The 23,092-nt window shown below is 59.4% G+C and carries 10 protein-coding genes and 1 pseudogene; 2 read left to right on the forward strand and 9 right to left on the reverse strand.

What is annotated here, in order from left to right:
- Window positions 1-275 precede the first annotated feature (275 nt).
- Together VB672_RS11485 and VB672_RS11490 are read right to left on the reverse strand one after the other, a co-directional pair.
- Window positions 276-4,910, reverse strand: a complete 4,635-nt coding sequence (locus tag VB672_RS11485) for a hypothetical protein (RefSeq protein WP_329784324.1) — start codon at window positions 4,908-4,910, stop codon at window positions 276-278.
- 59 nt (window positions 4,911-4,969) lie between these two features.
- Window positions 4,970-11,380, reverse strand: coding sequence for a hypothetical protein (locus tag VB672_RS11490; protein WP_329784325.1), 6,411 nt, complete (start codon window positions 11,378-11,380; stop codon window positions 4,970-4,972).
- Window positions 11,381-13,805: 2,425 nt separating this feature from the next.
- Between VB672_RS11490 and VB672_RS11495 the strand changes: the two are divergent.
- Window positions 13,806-14,352, forward strand: a pseudogene (locus VB672_RS11495) (helix-turn-helix domain-containing protein); the annotation flags it as partial.
- A gap of 4 nt (window positions 14,353-14,356) precedes the next feature.
- Here VB672_RS11495 and VB672_RS22615 read toward each other — a convergent pair.
- From VB672_RS22615 to VB672_RS11530, 7 genes are all read right to left on the reverse strand, one after another.
- Window positions 14,357-14,806 (reverse strand): helix-turn-helix domain-containing protein, encoded by a 450-nt coding sequence (locus VB672_RS22615; protein WP_442931994.1) that lies wholly within the window; start codon window positions 14,804-14,806, stop codon window positions 14,357-14,359.
- Window positions 14,807-14,885: 79 nt separating this feature from the next.
- Complete coding sequence (locus VB672_RS11500; protein WP_329784326.1) at window positions 14,886-16,769, reverse strand: AAA family ATPase; 1,884 nt, start codon at window positions 16,767-16,769, stop codon at window positions 14,886-14,888.
- Window positions 16,766-17,344: a hypothetical protein gene (locus VB672_RS11505; protein WP_329784327.1), complete on the reverse strand. Its 579-nt coding sequence runs from the start codon at window positions 17,342-17,344 to the stop codon at window positions 16,766-16,768. Before VB672_RS11505 ends, VB672_RS11500 begins: the two co-directional genes overlap by 4 nt.
- A gap of 928 nt (window positions 17,345-18,272) precedes the next feature.
- A complete protein-coding gene (locus tag VB672_RS11515) occupies window positions 18,273-19,484 on the reverse strand; it encodes a tyrosine-type recombinase/integrase (RefSeq protein WP_329784329.1) in 1,212 nt (403 codons plus the stop codon).
- 902 nt (window positions 19,485-20,386) lie between these two features.
- Window positions 20,387-21,235, reverse strand: coding sequence for a type 1 glutamine amidotransferase (locus VB672_RS11520; protein ID WP_329784330.1), 849 nt, complete (start codon window positions 21,233-21,235; stop codon window positions 20,387-20,389).
- Between the two features lie 143 nt (window positions 21,236-21,378).
- The gene (locus tag VB672_RS11525) at window positions 21,379-22,227 is read right to left on the reverse strand and encodes an SDR family oxidoreductase (protein ID WP_329784331.1); all 849 of its coding nucleotides are present in this window, start codon (window positions 22,225-22,227) and stop codon (window positions 21,379-21,381) included.
- 95 nt (window positions 22,228-22,322) lie between these two features.
- Entirely contained in the window at window positions 22,323-22,604 is a 282-nt protein-coding gene (locus tag VB672_RS11530; RefSeq protein ID WP_329784332.1) for a hypothetical protein, read from the reverse strand.
- A gap of 263 nt (window positions 22,605-22,867) precedes the next feature.
- On the opposite strand from VB672_RS11530, the gene VB672_RS11535 reads away from it, so the two are divergent.
- Window positions 22,868-23,077 carry a hypothetical protein gene (locus tag VB672_RS11535; RefSeq protein WP_329784333.1) on the forward strand — a complete coding sequence of 70 codons (210 nt, stop codon included), beginning with the start codon at window positions 22,868-22,870 and terminating at the stop codon, window positions 23,075-23,077.
- Window positions 23,078-23,092 lie beyond the last annotated feature (15 nt).

Here is a 23,092-nt window from a genome sequence, read left to right on the forward strand (position 1 = left end):
AAGTGGATATCGCCGCGGCGCTTGCTTTGATGGCGCTGCTGGCGGAAGAGTGCGGTCATCGACTCACGGGTTTGGAGGGCAGACTGGATTTCTCACGACGAGAATCTGGGAGATGTCAATCCAACGCGAACTGGCGTTGCCGGGAGAAGCAACATCACTACGAGGATTATAGGACACAAGCAGCCACGAAGGCACAAGCATATTGGTACAACGGCATTCGATTCACCTTCTTCACCAAAGCCTTCTGCTTTTCCAGTTAACTTTGTGAGACCGCCTCATGAGCGCTCGGCCAATTCGGTATCCAAAGCCGTCAACCTCTGGCCGATTTTCGGATTATTTAATTCAATCTTGCCGAAGTAACGCGGGAGATCGACTGATTTCTCATCTTCATTGGCGAATTCCATGAGAGCTTCCTCGCGCGCCGAGGCGACCAAGTTTCGTGTTCCAAGTTTGCCTGGCAGAAGGAAGTTCGCAACCCAATTTGCTTCTCCGCCATCGTATTTGAGATACAAGTCATTGGAATTTCCGCTGCCTTCCGCTCGGGCTTGGCCGCCGCCAACAGTCCTGACAGCAATCTCTTCACCGGAGATACGTTCCGAGAGCTCGATGCAAACCCTCGTGTCGGGCACCTCCGCGACAATTGGAGACGCTGGACCGGAAAGCACCACCGAAACGGACATCTGATCGCCATCGGCTCCTTGCTTGCTGTTGACCTCCGTTACACTCACTGACAATTTGCGCTCAGGGAGAAGCTGTGACTGAACTGGAATTGGTGGCGAGCAGCGAATTCCTGAACGATCGATGCGTTGTGATGGTGGGGTATCCTGACGCGCGTTAAGTTGCATGCGAACGACACCTAACCTCACAACGGCTTCCGCCACTCCTTTCACCGGAGTAAGATCGATATCGACATAGGCATCCCGCTCATGGTCGATGAAAGTGAGCGGAAAACTCACGACCGAAACCTCAACGAATATTTCCTTGTTCTGCCCCGGGATAGCCCCAGGAATTGGCATGAGCACCCGCGGATGCATCATCGCCTCCTCTGGAAGCCTCAGATCGTTCCACGATAGGAAGCGATGGCGGTCAATCGTTTGCTGCGGTTCGCGCTTTATTGGATCGCTGCCCCACACCGAAACGAAACGGCCGAATGGATCGAGGTCCTCTTCCGTCAAAAGGCTGAGGGCGGCGGCTTGCGGCACCTCGATTTCATTGAAAGGCGGCTGATTCTTTATCAATGGCAAATTGAGGACTGGGGGCGGCCAAAAAACAACGCCGACGCGCTCGCCCTCCCCAGTGCTGAACCATGGGCGTCGCAGGACCAAACGCAATCCGGTTTTACGCGTCCGTGAGAACCTGCCCGCAGCTTGATGTACTGTGGAAGAGTCGTCCCAATGGAAAACAGGAACCAGCTCCTTTACATCGGGTGCCGCCGGTCGGATCGTGGCGGGGATCCAGACCGGAGCCGACGCCTCGTTCAGAAACTGCTCAGGAATCGGAATCGGCTTTCTTGAAATCATGGAGGTGTGGCGCGCCACCGGCACAACGCGGAAGGTCGCTTGCCGAGCCTGACCGTGCTGCAACGGAGCACCATACTGGATGGCCGCTTGCTGCATATCTGCAATCCGGCCCAACAGCAACTCTTCGAGCTGGTATCGGCGAGGCCCGGAGCGACCGTCTGCGGGAAGCGGAATACTTTGAATGCGAAGGACTTCGCTCCACACCTTATGGCCAAAGTTCAGCACGCCATTGGGCGCATCTATTTTCTTGACCTCGTTCGGCACGAATTGTGGCGGTACCGCCAGCGGCGCAGGTTCAAGCACCTGGTCGCCGGGTCGCACCATCGAGGCTTCGACAACCAGTCCCGATGTGGTCGCTTGGTCGAACTCGATGGTCCCACCGAGAATCACGGCTGTTGCTCCGTCTTCCGCCTTGGATGCTCCCCAATCAGCTGCGGAACCTGCCGTCGCGAGGTAAGCCGTCAACGCATCCTTCTCGAGCGTGAGTGGCCGCGCAACAATGGGCGTGCTGATAAACTTCGCCGCGGCCCATGGCACGTCAGTAACATGAACGATGTTGATGTCGGCGACGTCTGCAAACAGGTAATTGGGTTCTTCGAGCAAGCGCTGGTGGTAAAGGGTCGCCAGCCGCCGATGTTCATCTTCATCACTGCCCAGCGGCCCGCTGGTATCGCCAAGTAGTGATTGACGACCGGTTGCACATGCGAGGCCAGGCGGGCATTCGCAAGCCTGTCCTTCCGACTCGCAGAGTTGCGCCGATCGCTCAACCACGTCGAACCAGGCGAGCAAATCGTCCGCGCTGGGAGCCAGCCAGGTCTTCAAGACCGCGCTTTCCCCAGGCCGCAGTGAAACGGTCACGCGTCTAAACAACAGTCCGCCCTCGCTGATGATTTTTCCTCCGGAAAGCTGGAGACCTTCGTCTTTCGCTCCATTCGCGGCGCGCAAATCGACGCGAACCGGCAGCAGATCGGGCCAGCGGAAACTCTTCTCGCCGGCAGCATCGCCCCGAATCCTAACCACCAAGGGCGGGCTCAACCATGTATCCGGACGCTCCGGATGCAACAGCCGCAGCACCATGTAGCAGGCAGCCGGGTCAGGATAATAGGGCGTCGGCCGCTTCTCGCCCGCACCGAGTCGAAAGCGGTGCTGCCCGCGTACATCGTGTCCGGGCGGCGGATCCTCATAGTTCAACCAGGCGTTAGGCAGCCCCTGTCGAGGTGCATGGATCGCCAGCGGCTGCATCCTCTGTTTTCTATCCGGGTCCGGCATAGCAACAAGGACTTCACCGTCAGCAGCCGATGGTTCCGCTAGTTCGTCGAATACTTCATGCATTGCAGCGAATTCGGGCTCGACCGACGGCGCGACTAGTATGCGCGTGGTGCGGCTGATCGCAGCGCCGCCTGCGGAAGACTTACGGCTGATCAACACCATCTGCGAACCAGTCTGCAACTGTGCATGCGCGGCAGGCGGGCGAGGCACGTCCGGTGCCAGCATAACAATCGGTTTTGCTATCGCGTCGTGGCGCAGGTAACGAAAGCCTCCACCACCCGTGGCGGCTGGCGGGTACGGGGCTTCAGGGTCCTCTTCATAGACAATTCGAGCACGTTCGAGCGTTGGTCCGGCACCACCCAGATAAGCTCGTCTAATCCCAAAATGATAACGCCAGCCGAGTCGGCGCAACGCGAGGGCCGCACGCGGCTCCGTGGATACTCCGATATGTTGGTCGATGATCAGATCCTGATCCGAGTCCAAGACTACTGGTCGTGCACCCCAACGCGGCATCCTGCCCGCCACGTCAATCGAGTTCGATCGTGCACCGATTGCCTCGCCGCTATATGTTGCCACTCGCGGGTCGAAACACTCGACAGACTGAAGACCTGCGCTTTCATTCTTCTGACGAAACGTCGCAGAGACGAGGCCATGCGAATCCCGCTCCCACGCTGGCAACCAGTTCGGCGTCAACGCGTCGATGACCTTCTGTGGCCAACTCTCATCAGCTTTGCCCCTTTGTTTGGGATCGCCGTGCCGGATGGTGCGGGGTGAGGCGCTGTGCCAGTGAATCCCGCCGTCCTCGGTGTCGATGCCGATATCGAGCCGGTCCGGAGCGGGAGCCGAAAGGTCCTCGGCATATTCCGTATCCTCATCGCGCACATGATTTTCGGATTCAGGATTGCAACGGACCAGCGCAAGAGGTCCAGTCGTGGCTCGGGCTTTTCTGCCATTGGCACTGGCCTGTATGTCCTCGTCAGCGGAGGCGACCGGCTCGATTGAGATCATTGAATAGCGGAAGCTGCCATCGTCTTTCTTTCCTCCCAATCGGCGAACGCCATATCGGAATAATGGGTCGTTCCCATGTTTGTAGGCAGCCTTTGACGGCGGGTAGAACAGGCCACTCGACTTGTTGAGGTCAAAGGCCGTTTTCTGGATACGATATTTTTCACTTTCGCGGTGGTCCGGGAAGTCGATCTGAGTAAAGCGACCGAGGCCATCTCCGAAAGGTTGTTCCAAATCGATATAGACATCCCGCGCAAAGCCGAACAGCCGCATCAGCCCGGGTGAGGACCACAATTGCTGCAATCGCCGATCTGCCGCCGGCGAGTCCTTGTCGTCTGCCCGCGCCGGCGTATCAGCCGCACGCCTGATTCCGTTCAACGCCGCGTAGTGAAACGCATGCATGCGATCAAATAACCAAAGCAGATCCTCGCCGTCATGGCCAAGTGCGCTGCGCGCAATGTCATCTGGCCGCAAATCGGCGGAATAGGGATGATTTTTCAGATCCAAACCCATTTCCCGATCGTGAAGCCATTCGCCAACGTCAGGGGGACCAAACAGAATCTGCCGTGGACCGTCGTCAAGAACGGTTGGGTCGGCGGAAGCGAATCGAACTAAGGCATCTGGCTGTCCGAGCCAAGGCCGTCCTATTGCGCTCAGCGAACTAGCGGACGGCCGCATGGCATTCCGCGTGCGCAGTAGGCTGTTTTCCGGAGCTATTCCCCCCAAAGCGGTGCGGGCGCGTTCGAGCGGCAATAGCAGTCCTGCCTCGGCAATCGGAAGCGGCAGGGCCGCACGGCGCGGCCGCACGGCCCCACTTACGCCTCGGTAAGCCCAGGCGTTGAGCATGTCCTCCGCTGCCTTTGTCGAACCTCCCAGTGCGCGGTGCCAGAAGTCGTTGACCTTGTTCACAGGCACGGGATACTCGAAGGGATCGCGCAGATGTCCTGTTATTTTGGAACCGTTCTTCCATTCGAGGCTGACTGTCGCGCACTTCGAGTCGCCTCTCTCGTTATCGCCGTGACGGAGAAGATTTTTGATCAGTTCATGAGCCTTCTCCGGCCAGTCGTAAAAGCCCCAATCCTGCGACGAATTCTTATCCGGAAAGAGTAGCAGCACCGCCCGGGCCCTGCGCGACGTTTCCAGTCCATTAGCTATCAGCCGAAGAACCGGTCCCGTCATCGGCGTTGTCTCCTACCCGCTGCGCGAATGCTAAAATCGTAACGTTTCCTGTAGCCGTGCCAGTCTTCCAGCAACGCGGGGACGCACGACGCGGCAACAGCTGAGGGCACATGGCCCCCGGCGAACATGACGCGCGGTTCCCCCGGTGCCGCGTCAAGCCAGGCTTGGTCACCTATGCTCCCACCGGCATTGTGGCCGACGCTCACGCGATACTCGATCTTTGTGGGACCACACGAAAACTCGAAGCTGAGGGTCGCTTCGCCTTTCATACGGTTGCTTACATAACGCAGGGAAACGACGAAGCTGCCGGCTACGCCGAAGCAGGCAACATGGCCTTCGAAAGCAGCGATGAAGAACCCGCTGAATTCAAATCCGGTTGGCTGGTTCGCCATTCGGAAGCCGATCATTATGAAGGCTTGGCCTTGAAGCGGTCCAAACGAGATGGCCGCTGCGCCCCCCCATTGGAAACCGATATCGAATCTCACGCCCTTATCGCTAGGGCCGCTCTCCAACAGAAAGTGGCCACGGCCGCCATACGGCGCACACGTAATCAGAAATGGCGCCTCCGGCGACGCAAGGCTGATCCTCACTGCACCCTTGGCACCGTCGAACGGCATCTCGCAATGTGCGTCGAAGTTCATGCCAAGGATGGAGAGCGTTCCGATTTGGGCGGCACCGAGCGCCAATCGGTAACCGGCCTTGATACCGGGCCCCTCAGCGCGCGGAATCACATAAGGGCCGTTCAAAAGCGCCACGCCACCGTCATCGGTGGGCGTTTCCCCGCTCTGCGCCTGAAAATAGGCAGCAAGAATGGTGAGAAACGCCAGCATCGCCCCGATTTCTACGTGGTCAAGGTCCGCCGAGAAATGCGAACTACGACCGCTGCCACTATGGAACTCAAACGGCTTGAAATGAAGTTTCACGGCTCCGGAAATGATATCGATGGCGAAGCTACCCAAACGCCCTGAGACATCAAAAGTAGGCGCCTTATCGAGTTGCCGAAGGTCGATGTCGGTTGCTGCGGAGAGCGTCAACTTGTCCGGAAGAATGAACTTTGCAAACCCACCGGCCCCAATGGGGATACTCCTGCCCACGTTCAGGGGCAGGTCCCAACTGTAGGCGAGATGACGCTTGGTTGGAATAACGTCGTCCAGCAGCTCATGCAGATTCTGGCGCAGTTCGTCCACGTCGACGATCTGCAACTGGGGTGGCAACGAAAGAACCTGCTTGGCGCGGGAAGACAGTCCGGAGATGAGACGGACAAATGCAGGATCCTTCTCGCTCCAAACTCGCAACAGGTTCAGCACAGTATCCAGCCGGCTTGCGCCCGCTCCGAGTTGCTTCAGACAGTGAACTGTCGCAGCTTCCTGCTTCAGTCCTTCCGTCTCGACGTCGCCGCCCGTACAGACGGTTCGCAACGCCGGGTCGACATCCACATTGACGGCATCTCTCAGCCGTCCGCCGGTGAGCTTTATTCCCAGGGTATTTTCAAGCTGCTGCTGCAAGTCATCGACCGTGGTCCTCAGCGCATCCCGGCTTGCCAGTAGGATCGGGTATCCGCTGTCGAGTGCCGCGAGCACCCGCGTAATCACATCCTCGCCGGCTGCAACCGCGGGAAGTGATGAACGAAGCATGGCTACCGTCAGCGCGTTTTCCGCATCCAACACCGCCTGGGCGGCAAGACCTGCAATCGCAGTCTTGAGTTGGTCTGCCGCGTTTCGCAGATCGTCCCTGTTCGCAACACCTGTGAACGCGCTGACCTGAGCACGCCAGCGGTCGACCGTGGCATCGATTTTTTGCTGGATCTCCTTCGCGGTCGCCTCACCCACCAATGGCTTTAGCTGGTCAACGAGGCCTAGCAGATCTCCCGCGTTCGGCGCCAGAATGCCAAGTGCCTTAGCAGCAGCAGCACCTACGCGCTCCACCGCGTCTTGAGCAAGACGGTCGAAAGCCGCACCGCCCAGGGCCTCTGCCCATGTCAACAATCTCGCGACGAATTCATCTCGTGCAGCAACCAGACGATGCAAGCCGCGCGTGAGGTCACGCCTGATTTGATCCAAATCCGCTGGGTTGCTGCATTTGGACCGCGCAACATCCTCCACGTCTACGAGCCCAACAGTGGCTACGGCAAGCGCCGCATAAGCCTTGGCGAGTTCGGTCGACTGCTGCGATAATGTCGGCAGATCTTGACAAAGCCGCCACAACAATAGGCAGAGACCATCCGTTCCGCCGCCCGGCGGGTTCTTTCCGGCAACGCAAAGGTCAACGTTCTTACAAGCGCTGGGGTCGAATTCTTTTGCTACCAGTGCTAGACGCAGCGCTTTGGCGCCGTCTACGAGCTCGGTACATTTTGGCAGGAAAGTTCGGCCCCACCAAAACAACAACTCGTCCTTGAAGGGTTGCCCCAGCAGCTGCGTTGCCAGGATATCGATCCACGCCGCCTGGGGCGCAGAGATGACGGCCACGGCGCTAGCATAGAGCCGCACCAAGACGTCGGGAGGGTCGGTATTGCTGAAGGTGGCAAGAACACCATCAAGTAGGACGATCTCGGCAACGATTTCCGGCGATTGTTGACTGCGCAGGACATTCAACTCGAGAGCCGCTTGAGCGACCCAGAGTTTCCGGAACCCCTGTAGTGTAGGCGGCGGAGTTGATGCGAACGCCGCCGCCGTTGCCCTGTCAAAGATAGCGGCAATATCCGGCTGAATGGCCACGAGCTTTTCCAGCCGGTCCACGGCTGCCATCGCCCTGCCGATCGGCAGCAACAGGTCCGAGATGGTGTCAAGCCGAATGCTGCCGGCGATTTGCTGCAGTGGGCCCTCGATTGACCCGGATATCCCCGCCCACAGGTCTTGCTCGGTGCGTCTCAGGGTCCCGTCCACAATACTTGTCAAAGGCGCCAAAGGAGCGGCGGACAGACGGTCCACTTCGCCGATAAGATTGCGCGTGGTTGCTACCGCCCGCGCAATATCTGATGGGCTACACGCGTTGGATATTGGAGCTAACGCATCGATCTCCTGCTGTAGAGACTTGCGGAGCCCTGAGTAAGCATCCGCGAATGGCGCGGGTAATTCTTCGATCTTCGTTTTGATGCGGATCAGCTCTCTACTCGCAGCTCCGGCACCGATTTGTACCGCCTCACATGCGACCTCGAAAGTATCCTTCAGCAACGGCGGCACCCGCGAATCGGCCACAGCGTTCATGACCAGGTCGTTCAGGCTGACAATGCCGAGGACCCGTGCATCGGACTGGAAGAAGTTTTCGTCGAACTTTGGCGGTGCCGCCGTTGCGGAATCCGGAGGTCCGTCCGGCCTCCCACCTCCGATGGGCCCGTCGCGGCCAATCGCGCGAATGGGCGCATTCGGACGTCCAACGCCCCCGGACCGGTCACCGTTGCTGCCCATCTCAAGCGCCGGCGCGTCCCGGCTTGCTACGATAAAAAACGTCTGCTTCGTTGAATCAGGATCGGGCTTGTCACCGGGCCGACGATCTAAAAATCCGCGCTTCAGATATTGATTGTAAAAGAACACCTCGGTGGGTGGTTGCGCGTTGCCGCTGAAGCGCGCGGAAGAATCGTGGCGAACGAGGGCGCTTCGGAGACGCGGATAAACCGGCGGCTGATCGACGCTTTCCATCGGTGAATCCATCAGAAATTGACTGTCGTCCGGGTCCGCGCCCCCTAGCTCTCTCTCCTCGCGGCAATCAGCCCCTACCCTCCATTCGAGCGTTTCGAAGGTGGTATCACCCGGCTTCTCCTCCGCTGCATAGCGCCGACGCACCCCGTTATGCTGGAGCAGCTTCAGTCTTGGAGCGACCTGGGCGTCGTCGTTATAATAGTTGCGCAATGTGCGCATCGTGGCCGGGTCGTGCGCCGCCTCGTTGTCGATGAAGATGAGCGGCATAGAGACTGGTTCCGGCCGCTCATCGACTTTCATCCGAAACTGAATATTGCCGGCCTCACCCGGACTCGTGCGCGGCCAGAAGACGAGTCCGACCCGCAGCGCATGATCCAGACGACCACTGCCCTGTTCCGTCCACGCTTGATCCGTGGATCGGCGGTCGCCCCTACCGACTGGATCTAGTAGATCGGGCGTATGATCCATGTCTAGTGTCATCGACTGTGCGGGCCAGCCCCGGCTGTCATAGGGCTGATTGACCGCAGGGAACTTCTTCGTCGGATTTGATATCTGAATGAAGAGACGTTGCCTCAGGAACGCGACCGGAAAGCGTCGCTGATCAGTCCAGGGACCGAAAACACGCTCGGTAACCTTGACCAGGGTGGCGCGAAAGCCAATCGGGTAGAGGAAGCCTTTGTAGACAACCTCGGTCGTAACATCCCGGCCAAAGGATATCAGGCTCCGCCAGCGCTCTACGCTGAAGGCGTCAAATAAGTTTTTCGTTTGCTGGTCACGAAGCGATGCGGGCGGAACGAAAACCGCCTGTAGATCGAGGCTGGCACCAATTGGTGAAAGCGAAAGAAACCGATGCGCCAGTGGCCGAGGCACATACAGAGCCTGGCCGTCCTTGTCGCTGTCCATGACATCGGCGAGCTTGTATCCGTCCGGGGGCAGAACCTGGCTGGTCTGCTCGAGCCCGTCCGTTGGCGATTGCCTCGCAATCACGGGCAGACCGTAGACGCTGCTTAACCCAACGAGTTGATGTCTGTCGAAACCATCCAGCGTGGACCGGAAATCGTAGACGCCGCGGAGGGGGGCTTTAGCCGTCCTGTTGAACGCTCCCGGCACGAAGTCGGGCGATCCGACAGCGCGCAGCGAAAAGCGCTTGCCAGGCACCTCGTGCATCTCGGCCTGCCAAATCGGGACACGATCCTGCCCCACCTTGGGAGCGCGGCGTTGATCGAATCGTGCATCGCTGGCGGGCGAAAGATAAAGTCTTGCAGGTAATTCGATCCGGGTATCAAATTCGTCGGGCTTGCGGCTGGCTTGAGCTACGATATCGATAAAGCGCGCGTCGATCGTGGTGGTCGGATTAATACCCTGCGATTTGAGCCCATCGATCAGCTTCTGCGTATTTGATGAGTCGGAGTCGACGTCGAAGCGCATTGCCCGTTGCGTGACTTTTAGCTCGTAACGATCCCAGGCCAGCAATGTCTCGAGAGAATAGTGCCAGCTAGTTGGCGGCTTTCCGCCAGGCTTTGCCTTGTTCGTCGCGCTGAGATCAAAGACAAGGCGCGTGGATCCGGCCGCCTTCCGCTTCACCGGCAATGCGTTGGGAGGCTCGTCCTTATATGCATCACTGAGGGCCTGCTGGCTCCCATCCGGTAGCGGGGGCGTGTCACGCTTGATAACAACCAGCATCGCCGATAGTTCATCGCGTGTGGGCTTCGGAGCGTCTGGCCGGACGGCAGGCAAAGAAGGATATTCTTCGGGCCACTTGTCAAGCCAGGCGGCGGCATAGAAACGTGTTGTGGCACCTGGGTTTCGTTCGCGGTAGTCCTTCTGAATAATGGAATGATCTTCGCTGCGTTTCTCCGCCTCTGCCAGCAACTCCTGGAACGCTTCCTGCGCGAGCGGACTTTGCCAGGGCTGCTGGGGATCGGGCTTGTGTCGCCGCAAGATATCTGCAACGAGGATGGGACCGAGACCAAGCTTGACATCCTCGAGCTTGATGCCCTGCTCGCTGCGGATTTTGTAGGCCAGTTCGTTCGCCACACGGCGGCTCCGGAGGGAGAAGAGTCCCTCTCGACCCGCATAAATCATTTCAAGTTGTTTAGTTGCCTCCGCGGGAACTGGAAGTTCGGTATTGCTGTACTCCGAGTATGCTTTTTCATAGCGCGTTGCGAACCTATCAAAGTCCGGATCATTTTTTCTGAGTGCCTTCTGCAGCTCCTTGCGTGGCTCCAAGTCGAAGAGCTTCGGCAACTCCGTTGCGACCAGCTCCCTGCCCGGCAATACTGGCAGTTGCTTGAAGAAGGCCTGCTCCTTAATGTGCTGCGAAGGCAGGTCAACGCGCAACAGCGGACGTTCGTCGGGATTAGACGTTGACTGGACAAGCACCTGACCGTTCCGCCCGAGGGTTAGTGCCAAGCCCGAAAAGTGAAACTTGCCGTGAAACATATCGGCTTCACGCGCAACGTAAAGCCTTGCACCATCGAGCTGGATTCGAACGTGGTTGGCGTCGCCGGAGTCGAGCGTTATCCGGCTCCGCAATGCCGGCCCACTAAATCCACCGAATGCAAAGGCCACCGGGGTGCTACCAGGCTTGAAATCAAGCCTGCCCAGATCAGCGTAGCCTCCACCCTTGCCAGAGATTGGGAGGCGCAGCGCAAGATGGCCAAGTTGGGCCGTTGCGGAAAACCGGTAGAGCTTGTGGAAGGTACCTTCTGCATCAATGTCCGATGTTCCAGTACCAATCACGTTAACGCGCGCCTGCGGGGTTTCGATCATCTGTTCCCGGTCCGGTAGGCGCCAGTCTGTCGCCCAACACATGCCCCGAGACGGGTGCCGGAAGAAACGGATTGAGCTACTCGCATCCGCCGCGAACCTAGTCGAGCCAACCTGCAGGGTTCCTTCGCCGTGAAGCCGAAGGTAGTTGGGCGGCGCGATCGGGAATTCGGCGAACATCTGATCCGCGTGCAGACACAACCCTTTCATTAAACCGATTGAATCTGTTGGACCAAAGGTCAAACGCGCCAGCGGCCCAACTGTCCCAGGTAGCAATTGCAGAGGACCTCGGGCCGTGAACCCGCGCAAGCATTTGAAGCGAAAATGTCCCGCAAGGGTCGGCTTGAGATGGTGCTCCAGCTCGAATCGCGGATGCACAATCGTGATCCCGGAAGGAAGTCTGGCCGCCCGGCTCCAGGGAACTCCGGCCACCGGAATTGAAACAATCGAGGATGACGGTTGCGCGAAGGGAAATGGAACCACCGTTCGGATGGTACCAAGCCCATCCAAAGTGAGATGACAACGGCATGTCCACGTTCCGTGAACAGCCGAAAAGGAAAGATTGAGCTCGGCTCGCTTTCCCAGCAAGTTACCGCGGATCACGACACCAGGCGATGACGGGGGTACGCTACATGTTACGGTTGCGCCATGTCCCCAACCCCGCTCTACCTCAGCGTAGCCGACCTTCCAGGATTCATAAAAATCCAGCCGTACGCTAAAACCACCGTCCTCGGTTGACGCAACGGTTAGCCCGGTCCCCGCAAGCGCAGTGTCAACAATTGTGGCGCCAATTCCGGCAAGAACTGTGCGCCGCGTTAATTCTGTTCCCTTGCTCCGGCTCAAGCCACCCCCCATCAGTCAGAGGAGAAACGCTAAAATAAAGCTGCAACCGATATCGTTTGAAACGCCCAATACTTCGCTTTCACTGATTACATTGCGCCATGGCTCTGAAGTTGTTCCTCTGACGCCGTCAAAGTAGGTGCGCGGAGCTTCCTCGCTCTCAACTTCCTGAAGAGCCCAGATCTGGACACCGGACGCCTATGTGATGGCTTTAGCCACCTTGGAATGATTTTTATCATCGTCGGATTCTGTGTTGAAAGTATAGGTACGGAAATCTGCCGCATGGCAGACACTGGTAACCAAAAGTATAGCTAGGGCCGTGACACAGTGTAGCGTCGTCGTTCCCAACTCGAAAAGGCGCAACCTTGTTTGAGAGTAAACTAATTCTCTGTTTCTACTGCTGTCAGCAAATCTTTGGGGGTAGAGCTTTCCGAGGATAGAAACGTGACTGCATATGAAAGCCTATACTTTAGGATCGCATCGCTCGATTTACATCCAGATGGACATTCGTTATTATGACAAACTAAGGATTGTTAATGCTTCTTACTGAGGAGCGGCGTCCCTGAGCGGGCACATCCTTATGGGGGTTCCCATGATTTTGCTTCGTGCTTTCACGGTCATAGCTAGCATCTCGATTTGCAGTGTCGCATTTTCCCAAGACATTCAAACGTGCGGTGACCTGGGAATGGATAACCGACCAAATTGGTGTGCACGACCGACCGGTACGGGGAGTATAGTTCAGGGAAAATCTGAATGCCGAAAAGTAACAGATACTCGCTACCTCTACGTACATTGCTCTGGAACAAACAGAGAGATCACGGGCAGCAATCCCTGTTGCCGTCAAAGCTCGCAATGTCCTGGAGCTTTCTATGTGGCCGAGTGCGTACCCTGAGGTAGTTGGTTCGCATTATGCGCCCGCCCGAAGCGTCTCTTTTATTCGGTGTTCGATAGCCAGTGGCAACCATCGTTCTAGACCTAGATTTAGTTCTGAATAATGGTTTGATGGAGTTCACACCATGCTGCTGACGCCGTGCATTATCCTGATCATGCCCCGGATCGGCGTTGGTTTGGCTCGCCGCTGCTAGCACCCTCCGAATAGAGCTTACGCACAAGGGAGGTTTTTGCGTCCTCGGGGCTGAACCGGCCTGGGAGCAGACTGGGGCCTAGTTGCGCGCCACGCTTTGTGAGGACTCTCGGGTCGACATCACGCAGTGCGCTCTAAGTTTCACTCGTCGATACGCTCACCGGCGAGACCATGCGGCTGCGCTACTCATGAAAGGTTCTTTGAAAAACCTCGTCCCACCCCCATCGGGCAATAATGTTAGGACCCGGAGCCGATTGTTTGACCTCGAAGGCGAAATCCATCACTTCAGGCGTTTGGGGCAGATGATTGAAGCTGAGGTCAGGCGGCAGGTCGGGAATGTCCATGGATTATAGCAGTATCAGAACACCCATAACCACGACACACCTGCTCATTCCATAGACGGACTTACGCGAAATCGAACTGTAGCCGCAAAGTTAGAATGTCCTGATCCTGCAAAGTAGGAATGTCACACTGCCCGCTCCTGGACGATGCGGGAGAAGGCGGATGGGACTGATTGCGATGAGCGAGCGCGACCTGCAGCGGATCGAGATTCTGTCGAAGGTTGTCGAGCGCCGCATGACGATCGTTGCGATGGCCCATGTCCTGGCGCTGAGCCCCGGCCGGTCCGCCGACTGCTGGAGCGGTTGCAAGCCGACGCGCTGCCGCCATCCGGCACAAGGCGCGCAGCCGGCCCTCGAACAATCGCATCAGCGGCGTGCGGGATTATGCCTTGGCGATCATTCGGGAGCGTTATGCAGATTTTGACTCGCCCCTCGCCGCCGAGAAGCTGGCCGAACGGCTCGGTTTGAGGGTTTCCCGCGAGACCTTGCGCCAGTGGATGGCTTAGGCCGGTCTCTGGTTGACCCGCAAACAGCGCCGCACCTTCCATCAGCCTCGGCTGCGGCGCGAAGCCTATGGCGAGTTGGTGCAGATCGACGGCTCCGACCATCGCTGGTTCGAGGATCGGAGTGAACCATGCTCGCTGCTGGTCTTCATTGATGATGCGACCAGCACACTGATGCAGTCGCGGTTTGCGTCATCAGAAGCCGCACAACTTACCTCGGGTCTTGGCAGTCTGGATGAGGCCCTATACGGTCCGTCCCTTCCGAAGTTTCGATCTCTACAATGTCCTTTAAGCAATAGTAGGGATAAGTGCCACGGCGCCAGCCCCGCTCAATTGTGAAGCCGAGCTCCCGTAACCGATGTATACGTGGTTCCCATCTTTCTCTCCGAACATTGACGACACGAGCGCCGAAGTACTCTGAGCAGAGACACAATGCGAATGCTTCATCATCGTCCAGCACAAGGGCCGGGAGGTCGGGGCGACTGATGTTTCTGACCCAGTAGCGCGATGGCTGCTCTGTCATCCATCGCTCGGCCTCCTCCGGCGCGACGAGATACCGACCACCGGCTTTTTCAGCTTTAATCTCACCCGCGCGGACCAGCCGGCGCGCCCACGAAGGGCTGATCCGATAGCGCGCGGCGAACTCTTTAATGTCCATCATTGTTCAATCCTTATGCTCATACCATTCGTCCTGGTGCTCCGTCGGGACGGTCTGCTCATGGACGCTGCAGAGGCCCTCATCACTCATGCTGATCCGCCCTCCCCTGCGATGCGCGTGCATCATGTCCCAGGCGAAGATGCTCATCCGTCACGAAGGTGCTCATGGTATCGGAGTGCGCATCTTCGGCCGTCGTGAGCGCCTTCGGATGCTCCGGCAGCATCCATCTCCACTCGCCTGCCATCCCGGATTTCTTCGGTGTGATACCCAGTTCCTCCTTGGCACGGCGAAGAGAGGCGGAGGAGATGCCCATCCCCTGCGCCGCGGCTTTCACCTCCAACGCGGGCATTGCCCCATCGGCGAGGCACTCAAGGAGAAAGTCCTTTGCCTCGTCCAAGGCGGAGCGGGCCTCCCTGATGCTGCGGGTTTCGTTCAGGGCCACGTCAGCCGAAATGGCGACAGGCTCGTCATCGAAGACAAGGTGGGGCGCCGTCCCCGAGCCGACACCGGCGCTCTCGACACGGAAGGACAGGCCCTGGCGATCCGCGCTGAGGTTGCTCTTGATTGGCAGAAGCAGGCGCCGGTCTGAATCGACGGGATCCTTGGTGACGAGGAATGCGGCGCGGGCGACTGCCACGAATGCGAGCGAGCCAGTCGCCCGCATCATGGCCGATCGTGATGCGCTCTTGTTCAGGTGCGAGATGACCACGACCGCGACTCCGGTCCGAGCCGCGAACTCCGCAAGACGGGTCATCACGGCTCGGACAGCGCCTGCCGTGTTCTGGTTCGCCCTGCCGAGGCAGGCAGTGATCGGATCAATGACAATGAGCTTGAGGTCGCTAAGATCGGCCGCCACCTGCTCGAGCGCCTCGATGTCGCGCGTCAGGTCCAGGCTGCAGCGGCCGCTGCCGTGTTCCGTCCCCTGGCACAGGTGTACTGCTTGCGTTTCGGCGCCAGCAGCGTGCAGGCGCGGCACGATCGTGTCGGCGATATCATCCTCTGTCGATACTAGCAGGACTGATCCTTTCGGCGCTGGGTCCTCTGTGATCGGCCAGAGCGCTCCCTGGGATACCGTCGCGGCCAAGTAAGCCCCCAACAGCGACTTGCCCAGTCCCGGATCACCGACAATGATCGTCAGCTTCCCGAGCGGGATCCGATCCGGCCAGAGCCAGGAGACCCGTTGCTGATTCACGTCGGCAGCGCGAATGGTCGATATCTGTACCGCTTGCGGCTGCTGGAGCAGCTCTGATGCGCCAGACCGGCTGCCGCTGCTGCGAGCCGTCTCAAGCGGCGGCGGCATTGGCATCTCAGCCCTGTCGGCCAGCATGCTGCCTCGCCGAGCCTCTCCCTCAGAAGGCGCCGGAATACCCGGTCGCTCCGCATCGCGCTGGGTCTGGCCGCTCGTACCCGCCTCTTCCTCAGCAACCGGCAATGGGCCAGGAGCAGGATCGCCGGCGGGCTTCTCCTCAAGGGACGCGGACCTGCGGTTCTCCAGCGATCGGACTGGGGGCTTCCTCGGTCTTGGGATGGGCTGGTCAAAGGTAACGACCACCGGCACGAAGTCCCTGTCGCAAGTAAGGCTCGGCAGGGTCTCGCCCGCAGTCTGCTGCGGAGCCAGGGCAACGATGACTGCATCCGGACGGCTCTTCAGGCTGTTCGCAGCGATCGCGTCCCTGAACTCCGGAACGCGCCTGAATGACCATCTCTGCGCCCGGGCGCGGTTCTCGCCGTAGATCCAGACACCGATCTCCTCGGCTTCTCCAGAGCCATAGACGCACAGAAAGCCGATCCGTTGACCTGTCGGCTCGATCATGGGCCAGATGTACGCGGGGTTCTGTCGGCGGTGGGTCGTGTCAGGCCTCTCGGGAGCCGGAACGATTACGCGGAGGTCGTCGAGCCGCGCGCCCAGCGCGATCGCCTCGGTTGAAGCCTTCACCGGTTCGCCTGCTGCAGACACGGCTGTCATGCTTCGCTCCTCGAACGTTGCGGCCTCGCGGCCAGGAGATGCCTCTTGAGGTTTGTGGTCATGCCGAAGCGGCGACCCAGTACCGGCGCGAGGCGGGCGCCCGTGTAGCGGCAGCGACTCTCGCGCCGGATGAGACCGCGGAAGGCGAAATGAGCCTGCGGCGAGAGCTGCTTCGACAGGTAGCGAAGGGCCCGCTCGACATTGTAGACCCGGCGCACGTCGACAGCCCCCGGCTGCGGCCACCATCGCCATGCGGCGGTGGCGAAAGCACGCCAGGCCTTGCGCGGGACATGGACGAGCAGGTGCACGTGCTCACGGTCCTGTCCGACGAAGTTCTCCCGGACCCAGAGTGCAGTCCAGATGATGCCGCGACGGCGGAACCAGGTCCCGAACCGGTTGATCACCTCACGCCGGAGATACTGGCCCGGATCGGCCGGGGGCGGCACGACGAGCCCGAAGTGGATGGTGACAAGCGCCGTGAATGACAGCCCCAGACGCTCCGCAGCATGCGGGGCCTCGCTGAGCATCCTGACATCCGCAGGACCAAGCGCGTGGGAGACCCTGCGCTGATTCATCGGACCTGCTCCTCACGGAGAGCTCTCTCCCTCAACCCTCTAAAGAAAGATAAGCTTGCTGTGCTAGAGGATGGGAGGCCGAAAAGGGCGCGGAGTTCCAGGCTCTTACGGCTGGCAGCGCGGACACTTTGCGTGATGACAATTTGAACAGAGATCGGTCCGGTCGGTCCTGCCGCCTCCACTGCGCAGCCAGTCGCTCCAAGCCGTGCTGTCACTGCGGAGCGACTGGGCGCGTTCCATTTGAACACCCGGGCATGCATCACAGCGACCCCCGTGACATGCGCGTATACAGGGCGCGGATATCGCTGACGTTCCAGACGGTGATGCCTGGTCCGAGCTTGACCGGCTGCGGAAACCGGCCGTTCCGGACTCCCTCCCACCAGGTTGATTTCCTTATCGGGATGGCCCGCCCAGGCCCGAGGAACTGGGAAAGGCGGACGAAACCTTCGCTGGGCAGCCCAAGTTCGTCACCTGAAGAGGACATGACGCAATCCTTGACTGGAATTCTACGTACCGCCTCGGCTGGAAGCGGACAGGCGTGAATAAAGACTTCACCCCTCCATTGGTCAAGGATGTATTTAGGCCAACGGATAAGGCAGAATATACATATCCTAATCATAACTTCGTGGCATTTTGTCAGTATATGTGCTTTGATATGGCGTCCTTCAATTTCGCTACAACTATTGGTCGCTGCCGAAATTTTCTCATATATTCAATATTTTGCGTACCCACCCTTTCGTTTGTAGCTTATATATTTCAATATATTCCGTGACTATTCGCCACTAAGGAGTGAAATCTCTACAAATTCTTTCACGCTAGTGCGTGAGATTTAGCCCCAACGGTGCGCTGTTCTGTCGCGATTTCCAGTGTTATAGAGTTTGCAGCGCCCTGCTGATCGGCAGGAGAATGCCGGATGGCTCCCGTGTTATCAGGGCTTGCTTGCGCGCTCAGCCTCGTTGGCTTCGACTTCGCCGGCAACGAAGTGTGCCCAGTGCTCCATCAGCTGCCGCCGCTTCTCGAGCAGGTCACCACGGCGGTAGGCCGCCTCAACCTTGTTCTCGACCGCATGCGCCAATGCCATTTCGGCCACCTCGCGGGGCAAGCTGGTGGTCTCGGCCGCCCAGTCGCGGAAGGAGGAGCGAAAGCCGTGCGCCGTGATGGCTTGGTTCATGCGCCGGAGCAGCATCAGGAACACCATGTTCGACATCGGCTTGTCGCGCGAGCGCCCTGGGAACACGAATGCGCTGCCTCCACCGAGGGCTTTCGCGCGCTTCAGGATCTCAAGACAGCGGTGACTGAGTGGCACCCGATGCGCCCGGCCCGACTTCATGCGTTCCGCCGGCACGGTCCAGAGCCGCTCGGTCTCGCTGAACTCGCTCCACCGAGCTTCGCGCACCTCACTCGTGCGGGAGGCGGTCAGTACCAGGAATTCGAACGCCAGCCGCGTCATCTCACCAGCATCTGACCCGCGCAGACGCTGCATGAATTCCGGCACGTCCGTGTACGGGAGCGCCGCGTGGTGATCGTCTTGGCCGGTTTGCTTCGGCAGCCCTTTGCCGACCCCACTGATCGGGTTGTCGCCGGTGCGAAAGCCCGCGGCCTTGGCCCAGTCGAGCACGGTGCCGATGCGCTGGCGCACACGCCGGGCTGTTTCCGGTTTAGTGAGCCAGATCGGGGCCAAGACCCTCAGAATGTCTGGTGTTTCGACCCGATCAACCGGGATGCCGCCCATGAGTGGGAGCACATACTGCTGAAGCGTGTTGATCCACTGCCGAGCATGCTTGTCGTTGCGCCAACTGGGCTTGTGCTCGGCATGAACCTGCTCGGCGGCTTGGGCAAAGGTTGGAATGTCGCGGCGCTGTTTCCGCTTCTCGTCAAGCGGATCCCCGCCCCGGCGCGCCAGCTTGCGGTAGCTCTGGGCTGTCTCGCGCGCCTCGCTCAGCGACACCAGGGAGAGGCCACCCAGACCGATGTCGCGCCGCCTGCCGCGCACCACGACGCGCAGCAGCCAGCGTTTTGCGCCCGAAGGGTCAACAACCACATAGAGGCCATTGCCATCTGCATACCGGCCGGGTTGCTTCAGGTTACGGATCTGAACCGCCGTCAGCGCCCTGTCAGGATGCTTGCCCCGCCCCTTCATGGGAGTGTCCGTCGAATTGCAATACTCCACATTCCAACCCACATTTTAGGTCGGATGGGGGTGCATTTCAATGGACAGCTTGGGACAACCAATCTCCAAAGAGCCGTTATCTCCCAAAGTGTTGCTGGACTTCTCTGGACCAGTCCGGACCAGTATGATCAGCAAACAAGGCGGACGCTCCCTCCGCCACCACTGCACGTCAAGCCACTGATATATGATTTGAATTTGGCGCTCGAGCTAACAAGGCCCTAACAGCGATGCTCAGTTCCGATGTCCGGGTGCTGCCAAGTGCGCCTAGGATCCGGGCGCATCACGAAGGATGCCATACCGACCCGCGTTCAGCCGTAGATACTGATCTGCGAGTTGCCCCAGCAGAGCATCGAAGATTGACACGACATTCCATTTGTCTGCTATCTTCATCTCTACGGTGAACTGCCGTCGAGTCTTGCCCGATCGCCAAGACGCCTAGATCCTTAATTCTCGGTTGAGATCTTCGATGACGAGCCCAAGGTTGGGGCGCGCTGAAGGCGGTCGCCCGGGCCCAGCGCCGACGGGATTAGCAAGATCTTTGACGCTGATGCGAGGCGGTCCGCTCGCGTGGTGGACACGGGAATAATCGAGCGAACTCGCCTTCGAGGATCTCGGTTTGACGGAGGAGTTCGCCCTACGAACAGGGCGTGCCTCGTCCTCCGTGATTCTTGCACGAGGGGTTCTTCGACGGCCCCACCCATGTGTCGCAAACGAGCCGAATGGTTGATATCCAGTGAGACGGAAATTCGCTTGCCTTAGATCCGTCCCTGAGGATTTCGATCGATGTTCCCGTGCCAAGAGGAGACCTTGCCGGAAGTCGTGCGTGCAAGCAGCAGAATAGCACCATATCCTTAACGCGGATCCGAAGGCAGTCACTGCCCTTCAATCACGTACCGAATGAAGTTGCGCAGTTCTGTCAATCTGTACTCCACCTTGGTGACCTGTTCGTCGAGTCCAAGAATCCAAGCGAGATCTCTTCGATCAGGAGCTTCGTGGAGGGCCTCGACCATGGAAACATACGTCTCAAGAGCCTCAGGGCTGCTCGCATATCCCTCACTCACCAAGTCGTCACGCTGACGCCGCAGGGCTCCGGCGATCTCATACAGGTCGAGCTCGGGATGGTACTGCACGCCCCAGAACACTCCGGCGCCATGCCGGATCTCAAGCGCTTGCACTTCGGTCACGGTGTTGAAGGCCAGTAACGTCCCTCCTTGCGGCAGCGTCTCAACCTCGTCGGAGTGGAACGCCGGAGCGTCGAACGAGGCGGACCTCCCCGCAAGAAGCGGATGTCGATGCCCTGATTCCGTCAGCGTAATGCGGCGAGCAAAGCCTGCTTCCCGCCCTCTGCGGCTGGGGCGAACCGCCCCACCGGCCGCCACGGTGGCGACCTGCAAGCCTGCACAGGATCCAAAGGATGGGACACCCGCTTCGAACACGGCTCGCATCAGATCAACCTCGCCGCGTGTCTCGGGCGTGTCCTGATAGAGATGAAGCGGCGAGCCTGTCACAAACACTGCATCATAGCCCATCAATCCTGCCCGGTCAGGTAGCGTGGCTCCCCTGTCCGCAGGCTTCACCCGATGGCAAGCAGCCGTGGGTGCGAGAAAGCGCAAGGTGTCGATGTAAGTTTCGCCGGAGCTGCGTCCCACGCTCTCACGACGGGTTTCACGGGCTTGCGGCGGCTCACTCTCCGCAACGAGGAAACGCAACTGGTCTGGCAAAGCGAGGTTTCCGGAAGGAGGAGCCGAAGCGGCAGGGAGTACGAAACACTCCAGACCTTCCTCTGGTTCCCGCTCGCTATTCCTGAGTTAGAGGCTGTTCGGCCACCGGACCACAGGCCGACTGGCAGATAATGACCCCGCTCCTACAGGAGCGGGGTTCCGCCGGTGACGGTATAGATGCCGCCTGTCATGTAGCTGCCCTCGTCAGAGGCGAGCAGAACGTAGATACCAGCCAGCTCCTTGGGCTGGCCGGCACGGCCGAGGGGCGTGTCCTGGCCGAAGCTCTTCACCTTTCCGTCAGGCATGGTGGAAGGGATCAGCGGCGTCCAGATCGGCCCCGGTGCAACTGCATTAACCCGGATGCCCTTGCTGCCCAGCATCTGGGCCAAGCCCGCCGTGAAATTCGAGACAGCACCCTTTGTCGAGGCATAGGCCAGCAGCATGGGGCTGGGCTTGTCCGATTGGATCGAAGTGGTGTTGATGATGGATGAGCCCGGGCGCATGTGAGGAACGGCCGCCTTGGCGAGGTGGAACATGGCTTCGATGTTGGTGCGGAACGTATAGCTCCATTCCTCGTCCGGGATATCCTCCAGGTTCTCGTACGTGCGCTGGAAGGCGGCGTTGTTCACCAGGATGTCGATGCGGCCGAACTCGCTCACCGCCCGGTCGATGACAGCGCGGCAATGCGCGGCCTCGGCGATATCGCCGGGCACCAGCACGCAACGGCGTCCTGCCGCCTCGACGTGCCGCGCAGTCTCGCGGGCGTCCTCGTCCTCCTGCTCGTTCAGGTAGCTGATCAGGATGTCGGCGCCCTCGCGCGCGTAAGCGATGGCCACCGCGCGACCGATCCCGCTGTCACCTCCGGTGATCACCGCCACCCGCCCGACAAGCTTGTCGCAACCCTTGTAGCTTGTCTCGCCATGATCGGCCTGGGGCGTCATCTCGGCTTCGGTGCCGGGCGGCTGGATGTGTTCCTGGTCGGACTGGCTCATGCGGGGGCTCCTGCTTGCGAGAACCCGTCAATCATCGGCAACATGGGAAGTTCCCCCTAATGCCACGATCGGGGTGGCAAGCTTGGACTACACCCTTACGATCGATCTTCTTCCCTGCCAGCCTCTCCCTGTAGTCTCTCCTCGTACCACTCGACCAAGTCGGAGGCGAAATCCTCATCCTGATCCAGGCGCACCAGGAAGGCCGAAGCCAGGAAGTAGTGGAACGGGATATCGGATTGCTCATCGTCGAGCATGGCATCGACCTCTGGGCTGGCGAAAAGCTGGCGGCTGATCTGGCCATCTTCCATGCTCAGGACGACAGCGACCTGTCCGGGCTCCAGGGTGATCGTGGTCTTCTGATCCTTGCTGTCGGTCATGCTGACGGCTCCCTCGGGCGATGCTCGGCCTCAAGTCCTCAAACACAAAGATTGCCACACCGTTCCTATCGGGGATCGTCGGCTTGCCTCCGTCCGAACGCCCATCAGGCGGCAAGTCGTTCAGAACTGACTTGAACAGGGAACGTCGGCCTCCGATCCAGGTTGGTTCAATCCGGTCTTGCTTCCCAACAGCAGCCTTAGGGACCGTCAGAGCGCTCAAGCCGGCGAACCCAGCGGTCGTGCATCAAGCAAAGAGGTGCTTCATGACTACTCGGAACCACAACAACCGCAGCGAGAAGCAGAAGGGGCACGTACCCGACCGAAGCGACGAAGCTGTTCCGAAGGGCCACAGCAAGGATGCCGGGCATCACCCGCATCATGGTGATGGCAGCGGTGGCGTCCCTAAAACGCAGGGCCAAGGCCAAGCGAATGAAGGCGTGGACAACCGCAAGCAGAACCGCGGGCACGGTTAGGAGGCACGCCTGCGA

It is taken from the genome of Microvirga sp. CF3016 (assembly GCF_036314085.1).
Lineage (GTDB): Bacteria > Pseudomonadota > Alphaproteobacteria > Rhizobiales > Beijerinckiaceae > Microvirga.

Bases quoted from the DNA above. Each gene is read 5' to 3' on its own strand.
- VB672_RS11490 (WP_329784325.1), bottom strand. From the start codon at position 11,380: ATGATCGAAACCCCGCAGGCGCGCGTTAACGTGATTGGTACTGGAACA.
- VB672_RS22615 (WP_442931994.1), bottom strand. From the start codon at position 14,806: ATGATGGACATTAAAGAGTTCGCCGCGCGCTATCGGATCAGCCCTTCG.
- VB672_RS11500 (WP_329784326.1), bottom strand. From the start codon at position 16,769: ATGACAGCCGTGTCTGCAGCAGGCGAACCGGTGAAGGCTTCAACCGAG.
- VB672_RS11505 (WP_329784327.1), bottom strand. From the start codon at position 17,344: ATGAATCAGCGCAGGGTCTCCCACGCGCTTGGTCCTGCGGATGTCAGG.
- VB672_RS11515 (WP_329784329.1), bottom strand. From the start codon at position 19,484: ATGAAGGGGCGGGGCAAGCATCCTGACAGGGCGCTGACGGCGGTTCAG.
- VB672_RS11525 (WP_329784331.1), bottom strand. From the start codon at position 22,227: ATGAGCCAGTCCGACCAGGAACACATCCAGCCGCCCGGCACCGAAGCC.
- VB672_RS11530 (WP_329784332.1), bottom strand. From the start codon at position 22,604: ATGACCGACAGCAAGGATCAGAAGACCACGATCACCCTGGAGCCCGGA.
- VB672_RS11535 (WP_329784333.1), top strand. From the start codon at position 22,868: ATGACTACTCGGAACCACAACAACCGCAGCGAGAAGCAGAAGGGGCAC.